This is a genomic window from Halomonas sp., from assembly GCF_014859505.1.
GTDB lineage: Bacteria > Pseudomonadota > Gammaproteobacteria > Pseudomonadales > Halomonadaceae > Halomonas.
In genome coordinates, this window is sequence record NZ_JACUUD010000166.1 from 1 (window position 1) to 5035 (window position 5035).

4 protein-coding genes are annotated in these 5035 nt (G+C 69.0%); 2 read left to right on the forward strand and 2 right to left on the reverse strand.

Annotation, left to right across the window (positions count from 1 at the left end; translation table 11 throughout):
* Positions 1-76 precede the first annotated feature (76 nt).
* Together narL and IBX53_RS14490 are read right to left on the reverse strand one after the other, a co-directional pair.
* A complete protein-coding gene (gene narL, locus IBX53_RS14485) occupies positions 77-742 on the reverse strand; it encodes a two-component system response regulator NarL (RefSeq protein ID WP_290910597.1) in 666 nt (221 codons plus the stop codon).
* 6 nt (positions 743-748) lie between these two features.
* A complete protein-coding gene (locus tag IBX53_RS14490; RefSeq protein ID WP_290910601.1) occupies positions 749-2653 on the reverse strand; it encodes a type IV pili methyl-accepting chemotaxis transducer N-terminal domain-containing protein in 1905 nt (634 codons plus the stop codon).
* 155 nt (positions 2654-2808) lie between these two features.
* On the opposite strand from IBX53_RS14490, the gene IBX53_RS14495 reads away from it, so the two are divergent.
* Positions 2809-4101 (forward strand): MFS transporter, encoded by a 1293-nt coding sequence (locus tag IBX53_RS14495; protein WP_290910603.1) that lies wholly within the window; start codon positions 2809-2811, stop codon positions 4099-4101.
* Between the two features lie 213 nt (positions 4102-4314).
* Positions 4315-5035: molybdopterin-dependent oxidoreductase (locus IBX53_RS14500; protein ID WP_290910606.1), on the forward strand; the 721-nt coding region annotated here is incomplete at its 3' end.

Genomic DNA, 5035 nt, shown 5'->3' on the forward strand with positions numbered 1-5035 from the left:
ACCCGACCGGCCATTTTAATTGTCGCCAAGCGGCCAAAGTAGTTGACGTCGCATAGCCAGCTGATCGGACTACGAACTACCTGTCGATGCCCTCCTGCACCGCCCACACGGCGGCCTCGACCCGTGAGCGCAGGTTGAGCTTCTTGAGCAGGTGCTTGACGTGGACCTTCACCGTGCCCTCGGTGATGTCGAGCTTGCGGGCGATCATCTTGTTGGAGAGGCCGCCGGCCAGCTCGCGCAGGATCTCCCGCTCGCGCTGGGTCAGGCTGTGGATATCCGGCGTCGCCGGCTGGCTGCGCTGGCTGCGCAGCGCCCCGGCCAGCAGCGCGGTGAGGCTATCGCTGATCACCATGCGCCCGAGCGACGCCTGGCGCAGCTGGCGGATCATCTCGTCGGGGTCCATGTCCTTGAGCAGATAGCCGTCGGCGCCCGCCTGCAGGGCCGCCACCACGTCCTCCTCGTGGTCGGAGACGGTGAACATCACCACCCGGCCGGCGAAGCCCCTCTCGCGCAACTGCTTCAGGGTCTCGATACCGTTCATGCCGGGCATGTTGAGGTCCAGCAGCACCATGTCGGGGTCGAGCTCCAGCGCCAGGCGGATGCCCACCTCGGGCTCGCCGGCTTCGCCGATCAGCGCCATGTCGTCTTCCAGTTCGAGCAGCTGGGAGACGCCGCGGCGCAGCAGCGGGTGGTCGTCGATGATCAGGATGCTGGCGGGGGTATCGGGGATCTTGTCGGTCATCCTGGCTTACTCCCTGTTCCCGTGGTGGTCGGTGGCGATGGCGGGGCGGCTGGCCTTGCCGACGTGCTGGCTGATCAGGCGCGCCGTCTGGGGGGTGAAGACAAGCTCCACCCGGGTGCCGCCCCCGGGGCGATTGCGCAGCGTCAGCTCGCCGCCGAGGGTCTCGGCGCGGTCGCGCATGATCACCAGCCCATAGTGCATGGGTGGCGAGCGATCGTCCTCAAGGCCTACCCCGTCATCCTCGACGATGACGTGGAGGCGGGCGGCGCGGAAGGTGACCGACACCGCCGCCCAGTGGGCGTTGGCGTGCTTGACCACGTTGGCCAGCGACTCCCGGACCACCTGAAGCACGTGGATCTCCTCGTTGGGGTTGAGCAGGTGGGGTGGCAGGTCGACGGTCAGGTCGATGCGGGTCTCGAGGCGCTCGCCGAACTCCGCGACGGTCTGGCGAAGGGCGCTGGCCAGCCCCGGTCCTTCGAGCTTGAGGCGGAAGGTGGTGAGCAGCTCGCGCAGCTGGCGGTAGGCGCTGTCCAGCCCGGTGCGCAGCTCGTCGAACACCGGCGCCTGGCTCTCCTGGGGTACCCCCTTCTCCTGCATGCGCTCGAGCCGTGCCACCTGCATCTTCAGGTAGGAGAGCGACTGGGCCAGGGAGTCGTGGAGCTCCCGGGCGATGATGGTGCGCTCGTTCATCAGTGTGACCTGCTGCTGCTCCTCGATGCGCCGCTGGAGGTAGACGGCGGTGGCCAGCTGGTCGGCCAGGGCATTGAGCAGACGCTTCACGCTGTCGGGCAGCGGTGTCGCACCGGGATGCCAGACCTCCAGGGTGCCGAGCATCAGGTCGCCCACGCTCACCGGCAGCAGCAGGCACTCGCCGGCCTCGGAGTCCTCCAGCGTCAGTGGTTGAGGGTCGAGCAGGCAGGCGTGACAGGTGTGATCGCGGCAGTACTCGGGGCGCCTCGCCGAGTGGGTGGCCAGTATCGGGATCTCGCGGTCGTCGTGGAAATCGTGGAGCGAGAGCCGGATCGGGCCGATCCCCAACAGCTGTTCCAGGCGGCGCAGCATGGGGGCGGCGCTGGCGCAGAGGTCGTTACCGCCGCCGAAGAGGGCGCGGCTGCCGTCATGCAGTACCTGCATGGCGCGGTTGCTGCGCTCGAGCTCCGCCTTCTTGCTGGAGACCCTCGCCTCCAGCTCGGCGTAGCTGGCACCGAGCTCCTCGGCCATGGCGTCGAAGGTGCGCCCCAGCAGGGCCAGCTCGTCGTTGCCGGCGAGCCGGGTGCGATGGTCGAAGTTGCGGTGGGCAGCCTCCCGGGCCAGCACCACCAGGTGGCGCAGCGGCAGCACCAGGTTGTGGCGGATATCGTAGAGGGCGATGACCACTACCACGGCGGTGAGGGCCAGGAAGAGAATCTGCAGGGCGCTGAGCAGCTGGATCTTCGATTCGCTGTTCTGCTCGAGCAGGGTGACCATGGCGTCGATCTCGGCGACCAGGCCGTCGAGGGTCTCGCGCAGGGCGTCGGGCGCGACGTCGCCGGTCGCCCGCGCGACCTGGGGGGCCAGCTCCTCGGCCCAGCGCGCCTGGAGCTGGCGGTGCTGGTGCTGCAGGGCATGGTCCTGGGTCCGGGGCAGCGCATCGTTGAGCTCGGGGCTCGCCAGGCGCTGCTCGAAGCGCTCGGCCAGCTCGGCCACTCGGGCACGGGTCTCTGCACCGGGCTGCTGCTCGTAGCGCTGCAGGGCGTTGACGATCTGGTAGGTGTTCATGCGCAGCGAGCCGGCCATGTTGATGGCGGCGGCGTCGCCGCGGCTGCCGGCGGCCACGGTCATGGTCACCACGATGCTGATCAGCGCCATGGCGCTGATGGCCAGCAGCGAGGCGGTGATCCGGGCCACCAGGGAGTGTCGCAGCAGTTTCATCGCGCCTCGAGATGGGTCGGGGGAGATGGGTCGGGGGTCTCGGCCAGTCTACTACACCCATGGGGGTAGAACGCATACCTCCGATGCCCCTTTGACCCACGGGGGTGAGCTCCCGAGACTCTCTCGAGACCCCACTCCTTCTCCGGCCCCCGATGATGCCAGCCGCCCAGCAGTTCGACCCAGAGCTCGACCAGGAGCCGACCGGGGGCTATCGGCCCCTGGTCGTCGTGCTGCTCTCGCCGCTGGCCTTCGCGCTGGTCTTCGCCAGCTGGACCATCTTCGCGGTGCTGGGGGTGGAGCTCAAGGCGCTGCTTGGCTTCGGAGAGGTGCGCTTCGCCGTGCTGCTGGCCATGCCCATGGCGGTGGGCGCCCTGGCCGCGCTGCCCATGGCGCTGCTGGCGCAACGATTAGGCGGGCGGCGGGTGATGATCGCCTGCCTGCTGCTGATCTGCCCCTTCCTGTGGGGGCTCTCCCACGCCCGCGACTACCACCACTTGCTGCTGGCCGGCGCCGGCCTCGGCCTCGGCGCCGGCTCGCTCGCGGCGGGGCTGGTCTATGTGGCGGGGCTATGCCCGCGGCGCCACGCCGGCCTGGCGCTGGGGCTCTATGGCGCCGGCATGGTGGGCGCCGGTCTCAGCTACCTCCTGCTGCCGCTGATCAGCCAGGCCTACGGCTGGCGGACCGCCCCGCTGCTCTACCTGCTGCCGGTACTGCTGGTGGCAGCGCTGCTGTGGCTCTTTGCCGACGACCGCGAGGCTGAGCCGGACGTGCCAGACGCGCTACAGGATGCGCCGCCTCGACCGCTGCCGGCCGCGCTGCTGCGGCGACTGGCCAGCTGGCGGCTGTGGCGTCTCGCGCTGGTCTACAGCTTCTTCTACGGCACCTTCGTGGCCCTGGCGCTCTGGCTACCCGCCTACCTCAGCGCCCAGTACCGGCTTCCCCTCAGGGAGGCGGCGCTGGCCGCGCTGCCCTTCACCCTGGCGGTGGGCATCGGCCAGGTGGTCGGCGGCGCCCTGGCCGACCGGCGCGATTTCCGCGCCCTGCGCTGGTGGGTCAGCGCCTTCGTACTGGTCTGCCTGTTCCTGCTCTCCTACCCCCCCTTCGTCATGCAGTTGGAGGGGGTGCACGGCCCGATCGCGCTGCGCTACGAGGCGCCGCTGTGGGGCTTCCTGCTGCTGCTGTCGCTGATGGGCGCGGCCATGGGGGTGGGCAAGGGCAGCCTGATGCGCCTGATCCACCGCGACCACCGCGACGAGATGGCCCTGGTGGGGGGGCTGGCGCTGACCCTGGGGGGGCTCTTCGCCGCCCTGCTGCCGCTGGTCTTCGTGGTGGGCAACGAGTGGGTCGGCATCCGCACCGCCGGCTTCATGTTCCTCTACGCCTCGCTGATCGGCTGCATGCTGGTGATGGTCTGGGATCACGCCAGCGACCGCGGCGTGAGGGCCTGATCCCGGGGGCTTATCCCCCGCGTTCGCCGGACCTATCACCTTGGGGGTAGAGGGGCGGTATATGGAGGTAACCGGGCAGTAATCCTCGGATTGTTCGCCCAGAATCATCGGCAAGGTTCCTGCCTGGCGTGCGGTTCACTGTGTCGCGCCCCACGGGAGGCCGGGTGGCCCAGGGTGGTCACACCCACTTTTCAAGAAGCCTGGAGATCGACCATGAGTCACTTCATTGATCGGCTGAACTTCTTCCGCAAGGCCCGCGAGCCCTTCGCCAACGAGCATGGCGAAACCCGCGAGGAGTCGCGCGGCTGGGAGGACAGCTATCGTCAGCGCTGGCAGCATGACAAGGTCGTGCGTTCCACCCACGGGGTGAACTGCACCGGCTCCTGCAGCTGGAAGATCTACGTCAAGAACGGCCTGGTCACCTGGGAGACCCAGCAGACCGACTACCCGCGCACCCGCCCGGACCTGCCCAACCACGAGCCGCGCGGCTGCCCGCGGGGCGCCAGCTACTCCTGGTACCTCTACAGCGCCAACCGCCTCAAGTACCCGCTGATCAGAAAGCCGCTGCTCAAGCTGTGGCGCGACGCCCTCAAGGAGAAGAAGGACCCGGTGGACGCCTGGGCCTCCATCGTCGAGGATCCGGCCAAGACCAAGCAGTACAAGCGCGCCCGCGGCATGGGCGGCTTCGTGCGGGCCAACTGGGACGAGCTCAACGAGCTGGTCGCCGCCTCCAACGTCTATACCGCCAAGCAGTCCGGCCCGGACCGCATCATCGGCTTCTCGCCGATCCCCGCCATGTCCATGGTCAGCTACGCCGCGGGCAGCCGCTACCTGTCGCTGATCGGCGGCGTCTGCATGAGCTTCTACGACTGGTACTGTGACCTGCCGCCGGCCAGCCCCCAGACCTGGGGCGAGCAGACCGACGTGCCCGAGT